This window comes from Sphingomonas sp. 7/4-4 (assembly GCF_027941955.1).
Lineage (GTDB): Bacteria > Pseudomonadota > Alphaproteobacteria > Sphingomonadales > Sphingomonadaceae > Sphingomonas.
In genome coordinates this window covers 1,224,929-1,242,260 of sequence record NZ_CP115960.1, presented here as the reverse complement: position 1 = coordinate 1,242,260, position 17,332 = coordinate 1,224,929, and the positions used below count along the sequence as shown (strand labels likewise).

Annotated in this window: 11 protein-coding genes and 5 pseudogenes; 9 read left to right on the top strand and 7 right to left on the bottom strand. The window is 66.4% G+C overall.

The annotated features are described in order from the left end of the window. Positions 1 to 8: 8 nt before the first annotated feature. A pseudogene (gene mfd, locus PIB19_RS06300) lies at positions 9 to 3,466 on the bottom strand (transcription-repair coupling factor). 97 nt (positions 3,467 to 3,563) lie between these two features. Next, complete coding sequence (locus tag PIB19_RS06295) at positions 3,564 to 3,830, bottom strand: FAD assembly factor SdhE (protein WP_271240117.1); 267 nt, start codon at positions 3,828 to 3,830, stop codon at positions 3,564 to 3,566. A 71-nt stretch (positions 3,831 to 3,901) separates the two neighbouring features. On the opposite strand from PIB19_RS06295, the pseudogene recG reads away from it, so the two are divergent. Beyond that, positions 3,902 to 5,961, top strand: a pseudogene (gene recG, locus PIB19_RS06290) (ATP-dependent DNA helicase RecG). Position 5,962: 1 nt separating this feature from the next. Here the strand turns inward: recG and PIB19_RS06285 are convergent. Together PIB19_RS06285 and tyrS are read right to left on the bottom strand one after the other, a co-directional pair. Continuing rightward, complete coding sequence (locus tag PIB19_RS06285; protein WP_271240116.1) at positions 5,963 to 6,286, bottom strand: PilZ domain-containing protein; 324 nt, start codon at positions 6,284 to 6,286, stop codon at positions 5,963 to 5,965. A 99-nt stretch (positions 6,287 to 6,385) separates the two neighbouring features. Further along, positions 6,386 to 7,612 carry a tyrosine--tRNA ligase gene (gene tyrS / locus PIB19_RS06280; RefSeq protein WP_271240115.1) on the bottom strand — a complete coding sequence of 409 codons (1,227 nt, stop codon included), beginning with the start codon at positions 7,610 to 7,612 and terminating at the stop codon, positions 6,386 to 6,388. A gap of 32 nt (positions 7,613 to 7,644) precedes the next feature. Here tyrS and PIB19_RS06275 point away from each other — a divergent pair, with 32 nt between their 5' ends. The 7 genes and pseudogenes from PIB19_RS06275 to PIB19_RS22840 all read left to right on the top strand — a co-directional run bounded on the left by PIB19_RS06275 (position 7,645) and on the right by PIB19_RS22840 (position 13,136). After that, positions 7,645 to 8,184 (top strand): DOMON-like domain-containing protein, encoded by a 540-nt coding sequence (locus PIB19_RS06275; RefSeq protein WP_271240114.1) that lies wholly within the window; start codon positions 7,645 to 7,647, stop codon positions 8,182 to 8,184. Continuing rightward, positions 8,181 to 9,377, top strand: a complete 1,197-nt coding sequence (locus tag PIB19_RS06270; protein ID WP_271240113.1) for an exo-beta-N-acetylmuramidase NamZ family protein — start codon at positions 8,181 to 8,183, stop codon at positions 9,375 to 9,377. The genes PIB19_RS06275 and PIB19_RS06270 overlap by 4 nt, the downstream gene beginning before the upstream one ends. Positions 9,378 to 9,413: 36 nt before the next feature. Continuing rightward, positions 9,414 to 9,572 carry a hypothetical protein gene (locus PIB19_RS06265; RefSeq protein WP_271240112.1) on the top strand — a complete coding sequence of 53 codons (159 nt, stop codon included), beginning with the start codon at positions 9,414 to 9,416 and terminating at the stop codon, positions 9,570 to 9,572. After that, the gene (locus PIB19_RS06260; RefSeq protein WP_271240111.1) at positions 9,548 to 10,588 is read left to right on the top strand and encodes a hypothetical protein; all 1,041 of its coding nucleotides are present in this window, start codon (positions 9,548 to 9,550) and stop codon (positions 10,586 to 10,588) included. The genes PIB19_RS06265 and PIB19_RS06260 overlap by 25 nt, the downstream gene beginning before the upstream one ends. Positions 10,589 to 10,623: 35 nt before the next feature. After that, positions 10,624 to 11,826, top strand: a complete 1,203-nt coding sequence (locus PIB19_RS06255; RefSeq protein ID WP_271240110.1) for a DUF2336 domain-containing protein — start codon at positions 10,624 to 10,626, stop codon at positions 11,824 to 11,826. After that, positions 11,738 to 12,325 (top strand): annotated as a pseudogene (locus PIB19_RS22845) (PAS domain-containing protein); the annotation flags it as partial. The gene PIB19_RS06255 and the pseudogene PIB19_RS22845, both read left to right, overlap by 89 nt. A 172-nt stretch (positions 12,326 to 12,497) precedes the next feature. Then, a complete protein-coding gene (locus PIB19_RS22840) occupies positions 12,498 to 13,136 on the top strand; it encodes a sensor histidine kinase (protein WP_336297268.1) in 639 nt (212 codons plus the stop codon). Positions 13,137 to 13,176: 40 nt separating this feature from the next. Here PIB19_RS22840 and PIB19_RS06245 read toward each other — a convergent pair whose 3' ends face one another. Then, a complete protein-coding gene (locus tag PIB19_RS06245) occupies positions 13,177 to 13,515 on the bottom strand; it encodes a hypothetical protein (RefSeq protein WP_271240109.1) in 339 nt (112 codons plus the stop codon). A 151-nt stretch (positions 13,516 to 13,666) separates the two neighbouring features. On the opposite strand from PIB19_RS06245, the pseudogene PIB19_RS06240 reads away from it, so the two are divergent. Beyond that, positions 13,667 to 14,570 (top strand): annotated as a pseudogene (locus PIB19_RS06240) (LysR substrate-binding domain-containing protein). On the opposite strand, the gene PIB19_RS06235 reads toward PIB19_RS06240, so the two are convergent. Together PIB19_RS06235 and gltX are read right to left on the bottom strand one after the other, a co-directional pair. Next, a complete protein-coding gene (locus PIB19_RS06235; RefSeq protein WP_271240108.1) occupies positions 14,546 to 15,829 on the bottom strand; it encodes a citrate synthase in 1,284 nt (427 codons plus the stop codon). The pseudogene PIB19_RS06240 and the gene PIB19_RS06235 overlap by 25 nt on opposite strands. A gap of 26 nt (positions 15,830 to 15,855) precedes the next feature. Then, positions 15,856 to 17,284: pseudogene (gltX, locus tag PIB19_RS06230) on the bottom strand (glutamate--tRNA ligase). Positions 17,285 to 17,332: the final 48 nt, after the last annotated feature.

The window sequence follows — 17,332 nt, the reverse complement described above, 5'->3', positions numbered from 1 at the left end:
GACCAGCTTCAGCCCGCCGCTTTCGCCAGCCCTCGCGACAATTGCAGCGCGCCGTGGAGCCGCGCGGAGGGATTCGCCCAGGCGCGGGTGATGACCAGCTTCATGTCGGGGCGCAGCCTCGCAGTTTCGCCGAGCTTGTCGACATAAGCGAGCAGGCCCGCGACATTGGGGAACTTGTCGTCGAAGAAGGTGACGAGCGCGCCCCTCGGGCCGACATCGATCTTGGCGATGCAGGCTTTCTTGGCGTTGAGCTTGGCCTCGATCAGGCGGAGCAGATTGTCGGTCGGCTCGGGCAACTTGCCGAAGCGATCGATCAGCTCGGCGGCGAATTCCTCGATACCCTGTTTATCCTCGACATCGTTGAGGCGGCGATAGAGGCCCATGCGCAAATCGAGATCGGGGATATAATCCTCGGGGATCATGATCGGCGCGTCGACGGTGATCGAGGGCGACAGGTCCTTGGGACGGATTTCGTCGCGCAGGCCGCCAGCCTTGGCATCCATGATCGCCTCCTCCAGCATCGACTGGTAGAGTTCATAGCCGACTTCCTTGATGTGCCCCGATTGCTCGTCGCCGAGCAGATTGCCCGCGCCGCGGATGTCGAGATCGTGGCTGGCGAGCTGGAACCCGGCGCCCAGCGATTCGAGATCGGAGAGGACTTTCAGGCGCTTGTCCGCGGCCTCTGTCATCTGCCGCTCGGGAGGGGTGGTGAGATAGGCATAGGCGCGGGTCTTGGCGCGGCCGACGCGACCGCGGATCTGGTAAAGCTGCGCAAGGCCGAACTTGTCGGCGCGGTTGACGATCAGCGTGTTCGCCGACGGGATGTCGAGTCCGGATTCGATGATCGTGGTCGAGACGAGCAAGTCGTAGCGGCGGTCGTAGAAGGCCGACATCCGCTCCTCGACCTCGGTCGGCGCCATCTGGCCGTGCGCTATGACGTAGCTGATCTCGGGCACGTCCTCGCGCAGGAACTTCTCGATATCGGGAATGTCCGAGATGCGCGGGGTGACGAAATAGGCCTGGCCGCCGCGATAATGCTCGCGCAGCAGCGCCTCGCGCAGGACGACCGGGTCCCACGGCATGACATAGGTGCGCACCGCGAGGCGATCGACCGGCGGGGTCTGGATCACCGAGAGCTCGCGCAGGCCGCTCATCGCCATCTGGAGCGTCCGCGGGATCGGGGTGGCCGTGAGGGTGAGGACGTGGACATCCGCCTTCATCGCCTTCAGCCGTTCCTTGTGCGTGACGCCGAAGCGCTGCTCCTCGTCGACGATGACGAGGCCGAGGCGCTTGAAGTCGATTCCTTGGCGAGGATCGCATGCGTGCCGATCACCACGTCGATCTTGCCCTCGGTGATGCCTTCCTTGACGGCCTTGGCCTCGGCGGCGGGGACGAGGCGGGAGAGGCGGCCGATCTCGATCGGGAAGCCCTGGAAGCGCTCCAGGAAATTGCGGTGATGCTGACGGGCGAGGAGAGTGGTCGGGCAGACCACCGCGACCTGCATCCCCGCCATCGCCGCGACGAAGGCGGCACGCAGCGCGACCTCGGTCTTGCCGAAGCCGACATCGCCGACGATGAGCCGGTCCATCGGGCGACCCGCGGCGAGATCCTCGAGCACGTCGTTGATCGCGCGGTCCTGGTCGTCGGTTTCCTCATAAGGGAAGCGATCGACGAAGGCGGGATAGCCGCCATGATCGGGCTCGGCGACTTCGGCGGGGCGCGTGGCGCGCTTGGCGGCGGTGGCGATGAGCTCGCCCGCGATCTCGCGGATCCGCTCTTTCATCCGGCTCTTGCGGCGCTGCCATGCCTCACCGCCGAGCCGGTCTAGCGTCGCGCCTTCCTCGCCTGCGCCGTAGCGGGTCAGGACTTCGAGATTCTCGACGGGGACGTAGAGCTTGTCGCCGCCGGCATAAGAGAGCGCGACGCAGTCGTGCGGCGCCTTCTGGACGGGGATCTGGGTCAGTCCCTCGTAGCGGCCGATGCCGTGCTCGATATGCACGACGAGATCGCCCGGCGAGAGCGTGGCGAGCTCCTGGAGAAACGCATCCGTATTCTTGCGCCGCTTCGAGCGGCGGACGAGGCGGTCGCCGAGCATGTCCTGCTCGGTGAGCACGGCGACGTCCGGTGTGGTGAAGCCGTGGTCGAGCGGCAGGACGATGAGGGCCACGCCCTTGTCGGCGGCGCCAAGGGCTTGCTGCCAGCTGTCGGCGTTGCGGGCCGCCTTGAGGCCGTGATCGCCGAGCAGCCCCGAGAGTCGCTCGCGCGCGCCGTTCGAATAGCTGGCGAGGATGGGCTTGCGGCCGCTTTTCTGGGCCTTGGCGAGATGGGCAACGACGGCTTCGTAGACGTTGCTCCCGGCGGCGCGCTCGGGCGCGAAATCGCGCGGGCCATCTACGTTGAAGTCGAGCACCGTGGCCGATTCGGGCTCGTGGAACGGCGTGGCGATATGGACGGGGCCGTGATCGAGCGCCTTGGCCCATTCGTCGGGTGACAAATAGAGCGTGTCTGTGGCGAGAGGGCGATAGCTGCCGGGTGCCGCGCTCTCGGCGCGGACGCGGTTCTCCTGATAATCGGCGATCGCCTCGAAACGCTGCTCGCCGGCGCCGCCGGTGGCCGAGTCGCGCACGAGCACGGCCTCGTCGGGCAAATGATCGAACAGCGTCTGGAGCCGCTCTTCGAACAAGGGCAGCCAATGTTCCATTCCGGCGAGGCGGCGACCGTCGCTGATCGCCTGATAGAGCGGATCGCCGGTAGCGGTGGCGCCGAACTTCTCGCGATAGCGCGTGCGGAAGCGCTTGATCGACTCCTCGTCCAGCAAAGCCTCGGAGGCGGGAAGCAGGACGAAGCCATCGACGCGTCCGGTGGTGCGCTGATCCTCGGGCGAAAAGGTGCGGACCGATTCGATCTCGTCGCCGAAGAAATCGAGGCGCAGCGCCTGCTCGGCGCCGCTGGGGAACAGGTCGACCAGACCGCCGCGGACAGCGAATTCGCCGGAATCGTTGACCGTATCGACACGGACATAGCCATTGGCCTGAAGCAGCGTCGAAAGCTTGTCGAGACCGATCCGCTCGCCGGGAGCGAGGCGCGCGACGAGCTGGCGGATGCGGAATGGCGTGAGTGTACGCTGAGTCGCGGCGTTGACCGTGGTGACGATCAGCCGCGGCTTTTCGGATTTGGTCTGGAGCGCGTGGAGCGTCGCGAGCCGCTCGGACATGACGCGCAGGGTCGGGCTGGCGCGGTCATAGGGGAGGCAGTCCCACGCCGGATAGCTGAGAATGTCGAGCTCGGGCGCGAAGAAGGGGGCGGTGGAGGCGATCGCGCGCATCGCCGCCTCGTCCGGGGCGACGAACACTGCGGTGCCGCCGGCACGCGCGAGATCGGCCAGCATCCAGGGCAGGAAGCCGGTAGGAGTGCCCGAAAGGGTGAGCGGGCGCGTGGCGGAGAGGATTTTCTTCAGGTCGGGCATTCGCTCTTCTTCTTCGTCATCCCGGCGGAAGCCGGGATCCAGAGCCACGGCGGTCGTCGCTGGAGACTCTGGGCCCCGGCTTTCGCCGGGGTGACGGCTAACGGGAAATCGGCACGTAGTTCAGTGTCTTGAGGGCGTTCATTATCGTGCCCTCGTAGCGCGCGGGGACGGCAGCGGTTCCCATCGCCCACGCCATGATGTCGACATCCTGTTCCTCGAGCAAAGCCTCGAACAGTTCGATCTCGGCATCGTCCCAGCGTTCGGCATGCATGTCGAAGAAGCCGCCGATCAGCAGATCGGCTTCCTTGACGCCGCGATGCCAGGCGCGGAAGCGCAGGCGCTTGAGGCGGTGTTCGCGTTCCACAGGATCTCCAACGCAAATCGGCCGGCGGCGCTTTGAGCGACCGTCGGCTTCGGTGTAGGGCGGAGATAGACATGCGGCCCGACATTCTCAATCCACTGTTCGCGGAAGTCACCGCGCTGAAGGGCATCGGCCCTGGGCTGGCCAAGCCGTTGGAACGGCTCGGGCTGGCGCGCGCGGTGGACGTCGCCTTCCATCTGCCGACCGGGTTCATCGATCGGGTGCCGCGCGAGGAGCTCGACGCCGCCGATGCGGGGCGGATCATTGCGATCACGCTGACTGCGGTGAGCTATCGCTTCGGCGGCAGCGCGCGGGCGCCGGCGCGGGTGCAGGCGGTGGATGCCAAAGGAAATTACGTCAGCCTGGTATTCTTCGGCGGCAATTCGGGCTGGGCGAAGAAGCTGCTGCCCTTGAACGAGCCGCGCTTCGTCTCGGGCAAGCTCGAAACCTATGGGCAGGAGTTGCAGATCGTCCACCCCGATCTCGTGCTCGCACCCGATGAGGCGCAGTCGGTGGGGCGCGAGGCGGTCTATCCCTGTTCCGAAGGCATCACGTCGAAGCGGATCGCGGCGCTGGCGGCGCAGGCATTGGAGCGTGCGCCCGAGCTGCCCGAATGGATCGAGCCGAGCCTCAAGGCGCAGAAGGGCTGGCCGGGCTGGCGTGAGGCGCTGGTGGCGATCCATGCCGATCCCTCCGACGCCAAGGCGCGCGAGCGGCTCGCTTATGACGAGATCTTCGCCAACCAGCTCGCATTGATGCTGGTGCGCGGCGAGGCACGGGCCAAGCGGGGACGGCCACTGGCGGGCGACGGCCGGCTGCGCGACAATCTGCAACTCCCCTACACGCCGACGGGGGCGCAATCGCGGACGATCCGTGAGATCGAAGGCGACATGGCGCAAACTCAGCCGATGCTGCGGCTGCTGCAGGGCGATGTCGGATCGGGCAAGACCCTGGTCGCGACGATGGCGCTGTTGATTGCCGCTGAGGCAGGCGCGCAGGGGGCGATGCTGGCGCCGACAGAGATTCTCGCGCGCCAGCATTTCGAGACACTTACCCGCATGCTCTCAGGGCTGGATGTAAGAGTCGCGGTCCTCACCGGTCGCGACAAAGGCAAGGCGCGCGAGGCGACCTTGATGGGACTCGCCGACGGATCGATCGACATATTGGTCGGCACGCATGCGATCTTTCAGGAAGGCGTACGCTACAAGGATCTCGGGCTCGTGGTGGTCGACGAGCAGCATCGCTTCGGAGTCGCCGAGCGGCTGATGCTCCAGTCCAAGGCGCAGGTGCCGCCGCATCTCCTCGTCATGACTGCGACGCCGATCCCGCGAACGCTCCAGCTCGCGACGCATGGCGAGATGGATGTGAGCCGGCTCGACGAAATGCCGCCCGGCCGCGAGCCGATCGAGACCAGCGTGATCTCCGAGGATCGGCTGGCCGAGATCGTCGAGGCGCTGGGGCGGCATCTCGGTTCGGGCAAGCAGGCCTATTGGGTGTGCCCGCTGGTCGAGGAAAGCGAGAAAGTCGATCTCGCCGCGGCCGAGGCGCGCGCGGCGCAGCTGCGGGCGCGTTTCGGCGACAAGGTCGGGCTGGTCCACGGACGGATGAAAGGCCCGGAGAAGGACGCGGTGATGGCGCGGTTCGCGGGCGGCGAGATCGGCGTGCTGGTCGCGACGACGGTGATCGAGGTCGGCGTCGACGTGCCCAATGCCACGCTGATCGTGATCGAGCATGCCGACCGCTTCGGTCTGGCGCAGTTGCACCAATTGCGCGGGCGGGTGGGACGTGGCGGGGGCAAGTCGCATTGCGTGTTGCTCCGTGGGGCCGGGCTCAGCGAAACCTCGCGCGCCCGGCTGGCGCTGATGCGCGACACCAATGACGGCTTCCTGATCGCCGAGCGCGATCTCGAGCTGCGCGGCGGCGGCGAATTGCTCGGCACGCGGCAATCCGGCGAGGCGCAGTTCCGGCTGGCCACGCCCGAGATGATGCAGGTGTTGATGGTCGCGGCCAACGCCGACGCGCGCCTGCTGGTCGATCAGGATCGGAGCTTGAAGACGCCGCGGGGGAGGCGGCGCGGACGGCGCTCTATCTGTTCGAGCGCGATGCCGCGGTAGCATTGCTGCGGGCGGGTTAGGCTATTTGCCCTTCACCATCGTGGCGATGAGCTCGTAATAGCTCGCGAGATCGATCGCCGGATCGAACTGGCAGCCGAGGCGGCCGCCGAGCCACCAGCGGACTTCGGCGACGACGGTTCCCGCACCGGGAAGAACGACGCGAAGGCGATCACCGGTTTCGAACGGCGTGTCGCAGCGCGCCATCAGTCCATGCGGCGAGATGTTGACGATCAGGAACGTGAGCTGGCGCGCATCGGGGCCGAACGCGCGCGCACGATAATGCACGTCGTCGCGCATTGTCTGCCGGTCGTCGGCGATGGCCAGATTGCCGATGCTAAAACTCACGGGCGCCTCGCTCAAACCTTGAGGTACGGCTCCCCTGATATCGCTCTCGCGTGAATTCCGTTCAAACGAAGCTGCTTAACATACACTTACGCGCCGATTTCAGGCCGGGACCAGAAGTCCGTGGCGCTTCTTGCCGAAGCTGACCTTCACTTGCCCGATCACCGCGACCATCGCTGTCGGATCGCCGACCGGTTGGTCGTCGATCTTGATCGCACCCTCGGCGATTTTCCGCCGGGCTTCACCCTTGGAGGGGCATAGCCCGAGACCGATCAGCGCATCGACGATGTTGATGCTGCCCTCAGGCACCGCGAAGCTCGGCAGCGCCTCGCCGGCAGTGCCTTCCTCGAAGGTGCGGCGCGCGGTTTCGGCGGCTTCGTGTGCGGCGGCGGGACCGCGGCACATCGCCGTCGCTTCGTTGGCGAGGATCTTCTTGGCTTCGTTGATCTCGGCGCCTTCGAGCGCCTCCAGACGGACGATCTCGTCGAGCGGCAGATCGGTGAACAGACGCAGGAACCGGCCGACGTCGCGATCGTCGGTGTTCCGCCAGAACTGCCAGTAATCGTAATGCGAGAGTTGCTCGGGATTGAGCCACACTGCGCCCGACATGGTCTTGCCCATCTTGCCGCCATCCGCCGTGGTGATCAGCGGAGTGGTGACGCCGTACACTTCGGTGCCGTCGACTCGGCGCGACAATTCGATGCCGTTGACGATGTTCCCCCATTGGTCCGAGCCGCCCATCTGCAGGCGGCAGGCGGAACGGCGCGACAGCTCGAGGAAGTCGTAGGCCTGGAGGATCATATAGTTGAATTCGAGGAACGACAGCGACTGCTCGCGCTCAAGCCGCAGCTTGACCGAGTCGAAGCTCAGCATCCGGTTGACCGAGAAATGCTGGCCATAGTCGCGCAGGAACGGCAGATATTCGAGCGCGTCGAGCCATTCGGCATTGTCGACCATCACTGCGTCGATGGGGCCGTCGCCGAAGGTCAGGAAGTTCTCGAACACTGTCTTGATCGAGGCTATGTTGCTGGCGATGGTATCGACCGTCATCAGCTTGCGGGCCTCGTCCTTGAAGCTGGGGTCGCCGACCTTGCCGGTGCCGCCGCCCATGAGGACGATGGGCTTGTGGCCCGCTTGCTGGAGCCGGCGGAGCAGCATGATCTGGACGAGGCTGCCGACGTGGAGCGACGGCGCGGTCGGGTCGAAGCCGATATAGCCGGGAACGACCTGGCGCGCGGCAAGGGCATCCAGCCCCTGAGGGTCGGTGACCTGGTGGATATAGCCGCGCGAAGAGAGCAGGCGGAGCAGATCGGACTGGTATTCGGTCATGATGCCGCGCCGCCTAGCATGGAGGAAGGACGTTGGGGAGAGGATTGGGCAATGGGACGCTGGTGCCGCATCCCGATTTCGCGCCAATATCGGTGCGCGGCATCGACGTGATGCTCGCGTGCGGCGGCGACGGACGATGGCTGATCGAATATCGCGTGGATGGGACCGACGATCTGATCACGCCCGAGCCGGCCCAGGCGCGCCGCGCAGAAGAACTGTGGAAGCACACCTGCTTCGAGCTGTTCATTCGGCCGGAAGAAGGCGACGGCTATTACGAGTTCAATTTCTCGCCATCCGGAGAGTGGGCAGCGTATCGCTTCAAGGCATATCGCGCATTCATGACCGATATGCCGTTGATCACTCCGGCGATCGAATGGTGGGGCGGCGAGATGCGCGCGGCGGTGGACCTGTCCGGCCTGCCCGATGGCGACTGGTGTGTCGGCGTCACTGCAGTGATCGAGGAAGCGGGCGGCAAGCGCTCCTTCTGGTCGCTCGCGCACCCGCCGGGGAAGCCCGATTTCCACCATGAGGCTTGCTTCGCCTTCGAAGTCCCGGCAGCGATGCGCGCATGAAATTCGGCATCGATCGGCTGCTCGCCGACCCTGAACTCCGCAAGCCCCTCGAAGGCAAGCGCGTCGCATTGCTCGCGCATCCGGCTTCGGTCACCGCGGATCTGACGCATTCGCTCGACGCGCTGGTGGCGACGGGGCTCAACGTCTCGGCGGTGTTCGGGCCGCAGCACGGCGTGCGCGGCGATCTCCAGGACAATATGATGGAATCGCCGGATTATACCGATCCGACCTATGGCATGCCCGTGTTCAGCCTCTACGGCGAAGTGCGGCGGCCGACGGGGCAGTCGATGGGGACGTTCGACGTCATCCTGATCGATCTGCAGGACGTCGGCTGCCGAATCTACACGTTCGTGACCACATTGCTCTACGTGCTCGAGGCCGCAGCGCAGCATGGGAAAGAAGTCTGGGTGCTCGATCGGCCCAACCCCGCGGGGCGACCGATCGAGGGCCTGACTTTGCTGCCCGGTTGGGAAAGCTTCGTGGGCGCCGGACCGATGCCGATGCGGCACGGGATGACGCTGGGCGAGATGGGGGCGTGGTTCATCCAGCAATTCGGCCTCGACGTGGATTATACCGTAATCGCGATGGAGGGATGGCAGCCCGAGGCGGAGCCGGGGTTCGGCTGGCCGCCGGAGAGGCCGTGGATCAATCCGAGTCCCAATGCCGCGAATGTGAACATGGCGCGGGCCTATGCCGGGACGGTGATGCTCGAGGGCACCAATTTGTCCGAGGGGCGGGGGACGACCCGGCCGTTGGAGCTGTTCGGCGCTCCCGACGTGGATTCGCGCGCAATTATCGCTGAAATGCGTAGACTGGCGCCGGACTGGCTGGCCGGGTGCACGCTCCGTGACATCTGGTTCCAGCCGACGTTCCACAAGCATGTCGGTCAGCCCTGCTCGGGCGTGTTCATTCATGCCGAGGGGCCGGTCTACGATCACGCGGCGTTCCGGCCGTGGCGGGTGCAGGCTTTGGGCTTCAAGGCGATCCGGGCGCTTTATTCGGACTATGACCTGTGGCGCGATTTCCCGTACGAATATGTCTTCGACAAGCTCGCGATCGATGTGATCAACGGCGGCGCTGCCTTACGCGAATGGGTCGACGATGCCGGTGCCGCGGCGGGCGATCTCGACGCGATCACGTTGCCCGACGAGGCGGCCTGGGCCGAGGTGCGGCGGCCGTTCCTGCTGTATTGATTGCGTAAGGCAGGACGAGGGCTTAACGACCGCACCATGCTGGCGGGGCTGATTTTTGCGATCGAGGAGGCGAGCGACCGGCCGGGTACGCTCGTCGCGACGCTGCCTTTTGGCGGCATGACGCTGCTCGAATATCAGGTGCGGCTGCTCTCGGCGCAGGCGCGCAGCACGTGCTGGTGGCGGTCGGCAAGATGACCCCGGCCTTGCTCTCCGCAGTGAGCCGCGCGAGCCGGCGCGATCTCTTCGTCGAGATCGTCCGCTCGGCCGAGGAAGCCGCCGAAAAGATCGGCGAAGAAGCGCGGGTGCTGGTGATGGCCGACGGGCTGGTCACCACCGATCCGGTGATGGACCGGATGGGCAATGAAGGCCCCGAGGCATTGCTCGTCACCGACGATGCCGATTCGCCCGCAGCGATCGAGCGGCTCGACATGCGCGATTGCTGGGCGGGAGTGGCGCGGATCTCGATCGGCCAACTCAAGCAGATCGCGCAGATGCCGGACGATTACGACTTCCAGTCGGCGTTGCTGCGCGTCGCCGCGCAATCGGGCGCCGATCATGTTCCACTGACCGCGAGTTGGCTGCGCAGCGGTCATGCCGTCGAACATAGCGCCGAGGGCCTTGCCGCGCGCAATACCGGGATCATGGCGGCACTGACCGAGCGGCGGACCGACTGGGCCGATCGCTGGGTGTTCACGCGCATCGCGCGGATGGTGCTGCCCGAACTGGTTTCGCGCAACGTGCCCGGTTGGGCGCTGATCGGCGTGGCGGGCGTACTCGCTTTGCTGAGCTTCACTGCGATCGCGTATGATTGGGAGGGCCCGGGACTGATTGCCTCGCTTCTTTCGGCAGCCACGTTCGCGACGAGCGGCGCGATGGCCGCCCTGCGCGGCGAGGAGCGGCGGGCAAGGGCGATCGAATGGACGCTGCTGGCCCTGTTCGGCGGCGTCGCGCTTGGCTGCGGCTGGATGGAGCGCATGCGGCTCGATACGACCACGCCGCTGGTGCTGGCGGCAGTGGCGCTCGCGATGCAGTTCCTGATCGAGCGCGCACCTTCGCGGCACCGGCGCTGGTGGGCGAGCCCGTCGGCGCACCTGCTGTTGCTGACGCCGTTCGCGTTGGCCGGGCTGATCCAGTTCGGTCTAGGCGCAGCGGCGCTTTATGCTTTCATAACGCTGGCGGCCGCGGTTGAGGGCACGCGCGAAAAAGCTTAGCTTCGCTTTAATCACATTCCGCTAGTCAGAGGTCGATGTCGGATAACCCCGTCGACATAACCCACGGCGCCACCAGCGGCGCTCCCGAGCTGCTCGCGCGCGCGGCGGCTGCGGAGACGCGCGCCCATGATGGGCTGGCGGTGGCGATCCATGACTTCTTCCTGCCCGACGAGGCACGGCTCGACGAGCGCACGCGGGCGTCGTTGTCGCTGCTGCTGCGCGCATTGGTGGAGACCGTGGAGGCCGAGATTCGCGAGAATGGCGCACGGCTGCTGAGCGAGCGCGGCGAAGCGCGGCTTTCCGCGGCGATGCTGCGAACCGAGGCGAGCGTCTGCGACCGGCTGTTCGATTCCGGCCTGTTGCGCGATCCCGCGCTGATGACCGAGCTGATCGCGCGGGTGCGCCAGGACGCGATCGCGGCGGCGCTGCCGCTCAACGCGCCCGACAATCCCGAGCGTCCCAGCCTGGTCAATCGATTCGTCCAGCACCCGGATCGCGCGCTCGCCAGCGGCGCGATGGCGGTGCTGATCGCCGAAAGCCGGCGGCGCGGCGATCCCGACGCGGAACATTTGACTCAGACCGACCTGCCAGCCGAGCTGCATTGCCGACTGGTCTGGTGGGTAGCGGCGGCGCTGCGGGAGCGTGTTGGCGAGGTCGCCGACGGCGCGTTGCCAGTGCTCGACCGGGCGCTGTCCGACGCCGCGCAACGCAGCCTCGCCGCTTATGACGAAGGCGATCGGCTGGAGGGCGCGGCGATGCGCTTTGCCGCGGCAATCGACGCCCAGCCCGACGAACTGCCGCGGATGCTGGTCGAGGCGCTGGGCGATCGACGCATCGTGCTGTTCATCGCATTGCTCGCCCACGCCCTAGGGGTGAGCTACGCGCTTGCCCGCGAGATCGTGCTCGAATCGGGTGCCGAGCGACTCTGGCTGGCGCTCCGTGCGCTCGATCTGGGGCGCGAGGCGATCGCCCATGTCGGCTTCGCTTTGTGCGAGGCCGATCCGCGCCGTGACGTCGAGCGCTTTGCCGACCGGCTCGATGCGATCCTTGCCATTGCGAGCGACGATGCGCGTGATGCGATCGCGCCGCTGCGGCTCGATCCGGACTATCGCGCGGCGCTGCTGGCGCTGGCCCGCACCGGGGGGCGGCATGAACGCGATCGATCGCTCGATCCCCGTGTCGTACGGGCGGCTCGACCGCGAGGGACGGCTGATCGACGCCGAGGCGCGTCTGGCTGAACTCAATCTGCGCGCCGGCGGGGAGCAGGGCGCGCCGCTCGCGGTGCCGCAGATCGCCACGCTCGCGCGACTTTCGCAGCGGCTGGGCATCGCGATCTCGCGCAACGTCGTCGCCGGGGACGGCGAGGACGATCTCGATCTGTGGGTCCGCGCCGAGCCCGAGGACGGCGGCGTCCGGCTCGAAGTCAGCGGGTGGCGCCAGCGGCCGGCCTGGCGCGCGATCGGCAGCGAGCTCGAACGCGACGGCGACTTCTTCCGATCGGCTGCCGACTGGCTGTGGGAGACCGACGCGTCGCTGCGCATCACCTTCCTCTCGATCGAAGCGGGCGAGCGTTATGGTTTCGAATCGAGCGAGATGCTCGGCCAGCCGCTGACGCGTCTGTTCCGCCTCGAGCAGGACGAGAGTGGCAATCTGCCGATCCTCGACGCGGTGGCGGCGCAGGCGCAGTTCGACGGGCAGAAGGCGGAGATTCGCGGGACCGGGCGGATGGCGCGGCTCGCGGCTGCTCCGCGCAGCGATCCGGGCGGGCGTTTCGCCGGTTTCGTCGGCGGGGCGCACATGCTCGATGCGCCGCCGCCGCCCGAGGCGGGCCCGGATACGCCCTTGCCGGCGCCTGCCGCGGCATTCGGAGGCTTTCCCGATTCTGTTCAGCCAGCGGCTGGATCGCGCGTTGCGGGGGCCGCTCGGCAAGATCATCGCCAATGCCGACAGCATCAGTGCGCAGCTGGAGGGACCGCTCAAACCCGATTATGCCGAATATGCCAGCGACATCGCCAATGCCGGGCGGCATCTGCTCGGGTTGGTCGAGGATCTGGTCGATCTCCAGGCGATCGAGCGCGAGGATTTCGCGATTCTGATCGAACCGATCGACCTTGCCGACGTAGCGCGGCGCGCGGCGGGGTTGCTCGGGGTGCGTGCCGCGCAATCCGAGGTGCGGATCGACAAGCCTGCGACGGACGACGCGTTGCCGGTGACCGGCGAGTTCCGCCGCGCGCTGCAGGTGATGGTCAATCTGATCGGCAACGCGGTGCGCTATTCGCCGCCGGGCGCGATGGTGTGGATCCGGCTCGAGCGCGAAGGCAATATGGGCTGCGTGATCGTCGCGGATCAAGGCAAGGGCATCGCGCCGGAGGATCATGCGCGGATCTTCGAGAAATTCGGCCGCGTCGACGACAGCGAGCCCGGCGGATCGGGTCTGGGACTCTATATCGCCCGGCGACTCGCCCGGGCGATGGGCGGAGACCTGACAGTGGACAGCGCGCCGGGAATGGGCGCGCGGTTCGTGTTCAAGCTTCCCTTGCGGAAGTGAGTGGGGCGCCCGCTTTTACGGCAGGCGCCCCGTCCTCAATTTAGCGACGGCGGCAGACCGTCACGCGATGACCGTGGCGCCACTCGTTCCAGCAGGCGCGATGCGAGCGGTGCCCGCGATAATAGCGTCCGCGGTCATAGCCACGACCCCGATCCCAACGATTGCGATCCCAGCGATTACGGTCGCCGCGATAGCGCCTGTCATCGCGATAGCGCCTGTCATCGCGATAGCGTCGGTCGTCGCGATAGCCGTAGCCATAATCCTGCACGGCGGCGCTGGCGGCGACCAGGGTAACCGGTGCCGCGCTGGCGGCAGTAGTGGCCCCGGCGACGCCCGTGAACGCGAGCGCGGCGGCGGCGATGATCCTGACAATCTTCATCATGCTCTCCTGTCAATTCTCCCGCAGTGAAAGGAGGATAGGATTCGCCAGGCTTCGCTTTGCTGAATCACTTTGTAGTCTGCGGTACAGATTCAGAGCGCTTTCCACCTGAAAACTGGCTTCGGCCATTAGGAAAGCTTATGCGAATGCGATGGTCCGCCCGCATTTGCCGCTCAATGCCCTGCGCGCGTTCGAGGCCTCCGCGCGGCACCTCTCTTTCACTCGTGCCGCGATCGAATTGTGCGTGACGCAGGCCGCGGTGAGCCATCAGGTGAAGGCGCTGGAGACGCGGCTGGGCGTGCAATTATTCCGGCGGCTGCCGCGCGGGCTGGCGCTTACAGACGAGGGCGTGGCGCTCCTGCCGGTGCTCGCCGAGAGCTTCGATCGCATGGCCGAACTGGTCGAGGGGATCGCCAGCGGCGAGGCCACACAGTTGCTGTCGGTGGCGGCGGTAGGGACCTTCGCGACCGGCTGGCTGTTGCCGCGCCTGCCCGCGTTCCGCGCAGCGCATCCGCGGATCGATTTGCGGCTGTTCACCAACAACAACCGAGTCGATCTGGCCGGCGAAGGACTCGATTTCGCGATCCGCTTCGGCGATGGGGCGTGGCATGCAACCGAGGCGGTGCCGTTGATGGAGGCTCGGCTGACCCCACTCTGTACGCCGGCGATTGCGCGGGAACTCGGCGAACCGCGCGACCTGTTGGGAATGCCGCTGTTACGCTCGTATCGTGCCGATGAATGGGGGCGCTGGTTCGAGGCTGCCGGAGTCGCCGCGCCTACGCTCAAGGGGCCGGTGTTCGATTCGTCGCTGGCGATGGCCGAAGCGGCGATGCAGGGCGTGGGGGTGGCGCTGGCGCCCGCCTCGATGCTGGGACGGTGGCGCGCTGGTGCGGCCTTTCGCGCTGGAAGTGGCGACGGGGCGCTATTGGCTGACCTGGCTCAAATCGCGAACGCCGGGCCCGGCGATGACGGCGTTTCGCGACTGGATAAGCGAGCAAATTCCCCTCCCGGGAGGGAGGGGCGTCGAGGGTCAGCGCTTGTCGACCGGGACGTAGTCGCGCTGGACGGGGCCGGTGTAGAGCTGGCGCGGGCGGCCGATCTTCTGCTCGGGATCCGAGATCATCTCGTTCCACTGTGCCACCCAGCCGACGGTGCGGGCGAGCGCGAAGAGCGCAGTGAACATCGTCGTCGGGAAGCCGATCGCCGAAAGGATCACGCCCGAATAGAAATCGACGTTCGGGAACAGCTTCTTCTCGATGAAGTACGGATCCTTGAGCGCCATTTCCTCGAGCTGGAGCGCGACCTCGAACACGGGATCGGAGACGTTCAGCTCCTTGAACACTTCGCGCACGGTCTTCTGCATCACCGTCGCGCGCGGATCGTAATTCTTGTACACGCGGTGGCCGAAGCCCATCAGGCGGAACGGATCGTTCTTGTCCTTGGCGCGCGCGATGAACTCGGGGATGCGCTCGGGACGGCCGATCTCATGGAGCATGTTGAGCGCGGCCTCGTTGGCGCCGCCATGCGCCGGGCCCCACAGGCAGGCGATGCCGGCCGCGATGCAGGCGAACGGATTGGCACCCGACGAACCGGCGAGGCGCACGGTCGAGGTCGAGGCGTTCTGCTCGTGATCGGCGTGCAGGATGAAGATGCGGTCGAGCGCCTTTTCCACCACCGGGTTCACCACATACTCTTCAGCCGGAACACCGAAGGTCATCCGCAGGAAATTGCCGGTGTAGGAGAGGCTGTTGTCCGGGTAGAGGAACGGCTGGCCGACGCTGTACTTGTACGCCATCGCCGCGATCGTCGGCATCTTGGCGATCAGCCGGTGCGACGCGATCATGCGCTGCTTGGGATCGGTGATGTCGGTCGAATCGTGATAGAAGGCCGAGAGCGCACCGGCGACGCCGCACATCACCGCCATCGGGTGCGCATCGCGACGGAAGCCGCGATAGAAGGTCGCGAGCTGCTCGTGCAGCATGGTGTGGCGGGTGATCGTGTTGTTGAAGCCGGCCAGCTCGTCCTTGCCGGGCAGTTCGCCGTTCAGCAGCAGATAGGCCACTTCCATGAAGCTCGAATGCTCGGCGAGCTGGCCGATCGGATAGCCGCGATGGAGCAATACGCCCTCGTCGCCATCGATATAGGTCAGGCCCGACTCGCAGGACGCAGTCGAAGTGAAGCCGGGATCGTAGGTGAACATCCCCGTCTGGCCATAGAGCTTGCGGATGTCGACGACGTCCGGGCCGACGCTGCCCGTGAGGATCGGGTATTCAACGTCCTTGCCCGGAACCTGAAGCTTCGCGGTGTCGCTCATAAACGTCGTCCTTGCTCTAGCCCGGATCAGGCGGGCTTGGTCATTTGATCGGCGATGCGGGCCAGGCTTTCCTCCCGCCCCAGCAATGCCAGAACGTCGAAGATGCCCGGAGAGGTGCGTCGCCCGGTAAGTGCTGCGCGCAGAGGCTGCGCGACGGCGCCGAGCTTGACCCCCGCATCGTCGGCGACGGTGCGTACCGCCGCTTCGAGGGCCTCCGTATCCCAGCTTCCGGCCGCGTCAAGCGAAGTGTGCACTGCAGCGAGGAGTGCAGGGGCGTCGCCCTCCAGCAGTGCAGCCGCGCCCTCGTCGAGATCGAGGGGACGTGTCCGGAAAAGGAACATCGCGCCCTCGGCGATCTCATTGAGATCTCGCGGCACGGGGCTTGAGCGAAGGCATCGCCGCAGTGAGGAGCGTCGATTGCGCTTCGGTGATTTCGAACGGTAGCCGCTTCGCGACCAGCTCGGCGAGGCGGGCGTCGTCCGAGGCGCGGATATAATGGCCGTTGAGGTTCTCGAGCTTCTTGAGGTCGAAGCGCGAGGGGCTCTTGCCGACGCCCGCGAGATCGAACCACTCGATCGCCTGCTCGCGGCTGATGATCTCGTCGTCGCCATGACCCCAGCCGAGGCGGAGGAGATAGTTGGACACGGCTTCCGGGAGCAAGCCGAGCTCGTCGCGATAGGCATCCACCCCCAGCGCACCGTGGCGCTTCGAGAGCTTGGCGCCGTCGGCACCGTGGATCAGCGGGATGTGCGCGTAGCTCGGCTCTTCCCAGCCCATCGCCCGATAGATCGGCAATTGGCGGAAGGCGTTGTTGAGATGGTCGTCGCCGCGGATGATATGGGTGACGCCCATGTCGTGATCGTCGACCACCACCGCGAGCATATAGGTCGGCGTGCCGTCCGAGCGGAGCAGGACCATGTCGTCGAGCTCGCTATTGTTGACGGTGACCGAACCCTGGACCCGGTCGTCTATCGTCACGCTGCCTTCGCGTGGCGCCTTGAGGCGGATCACGAAGGGCGCGCCCTCGGGAGCCTCGCTCGCATCGCGATCACGCCAGCGCCCGTCATAGCGCAAGGGCTGCTTGTTCGCGCGCTGTCCGGCGCGCATCGCCTCGAGTTCCTCGGCGGTGGCGAAGCATTTGTAGGCGTGGCCGCCCGCGAGCATTTCATGCGCGACTTCGGCGTGGCGGGCGGCCCGCGAGAATTGATAGACCTCGTCGCCGTCCCAATCGAGGTCGAGCCAGCGCATTCCGTCGAGGATCGCGGCGATTGCCGGTTCGGTCGAGCGCGCGCGATCGGTATCCTCGATGCGCAGCAGGAACTTGCCGCCGTGATGGCGGGCGAACAGCAGGTTGAACAGCGCCGTACGAGCGCCGCCGATATGGAGGAACCCGGTGGGCGACGGCGCGAAACGGGTGACGACAGGCTTGCTGCCGGTATCAGATGTTGCGCTCAACCGCGCGTGCTCCCAGACATGAAAATCGATGGCCAGCTCAGCCGCCGA

What these genes read in the sequence shown, in the direction of transcription:
- tyrS (WP_271240115.1), bottom strand. Translation starts at nt 7,612, where the DNA reads ATGACCGAATACCAGTCCGATCTGCTCCGCCTGCTCTCTTCGCGCGGC.
- PIB19_RS06270 (WP_271240113.1), top strand. Translation starts at nt 8,181, where the DNA reads ATGAAATTCGGCATCGATCGGCTGCTCGCCGACCCTGAACTCCGCAAG.
- PIB19_RS06265 (WP_271240112.1), top strand. Translation starts at nt 9,414, where the DNA reads ATGCTGGCGGGGCTGATTTTTGCGATCGAGGAGGCGAGCGACCGGCCG.
- PIB19_RS06255 (WP_271240110.1), top strand. Translation starts at nt 10,624, where the DNA reads ATGTCGGATAACCCCGTCGACATAACCCACGGCGCCACCAGCGGCGCT.
- PIB19_RS06245 (WP_271240109.1), bottom strand. Translation starts at nt 13,515, where the DNA reads ATGAAGATTGTCAGGATCATCGCCGCCGCCGCGCTCGCGTTCACGGGC.
- PIB19_RS06235 (WP_271240108.1), bottom strand. Translation starts at nt 15,829, where the DNA reads ATGAGCGACACCGCGAAGCTTCAGGTTCCGGGCAAGGACGTTGAATAC.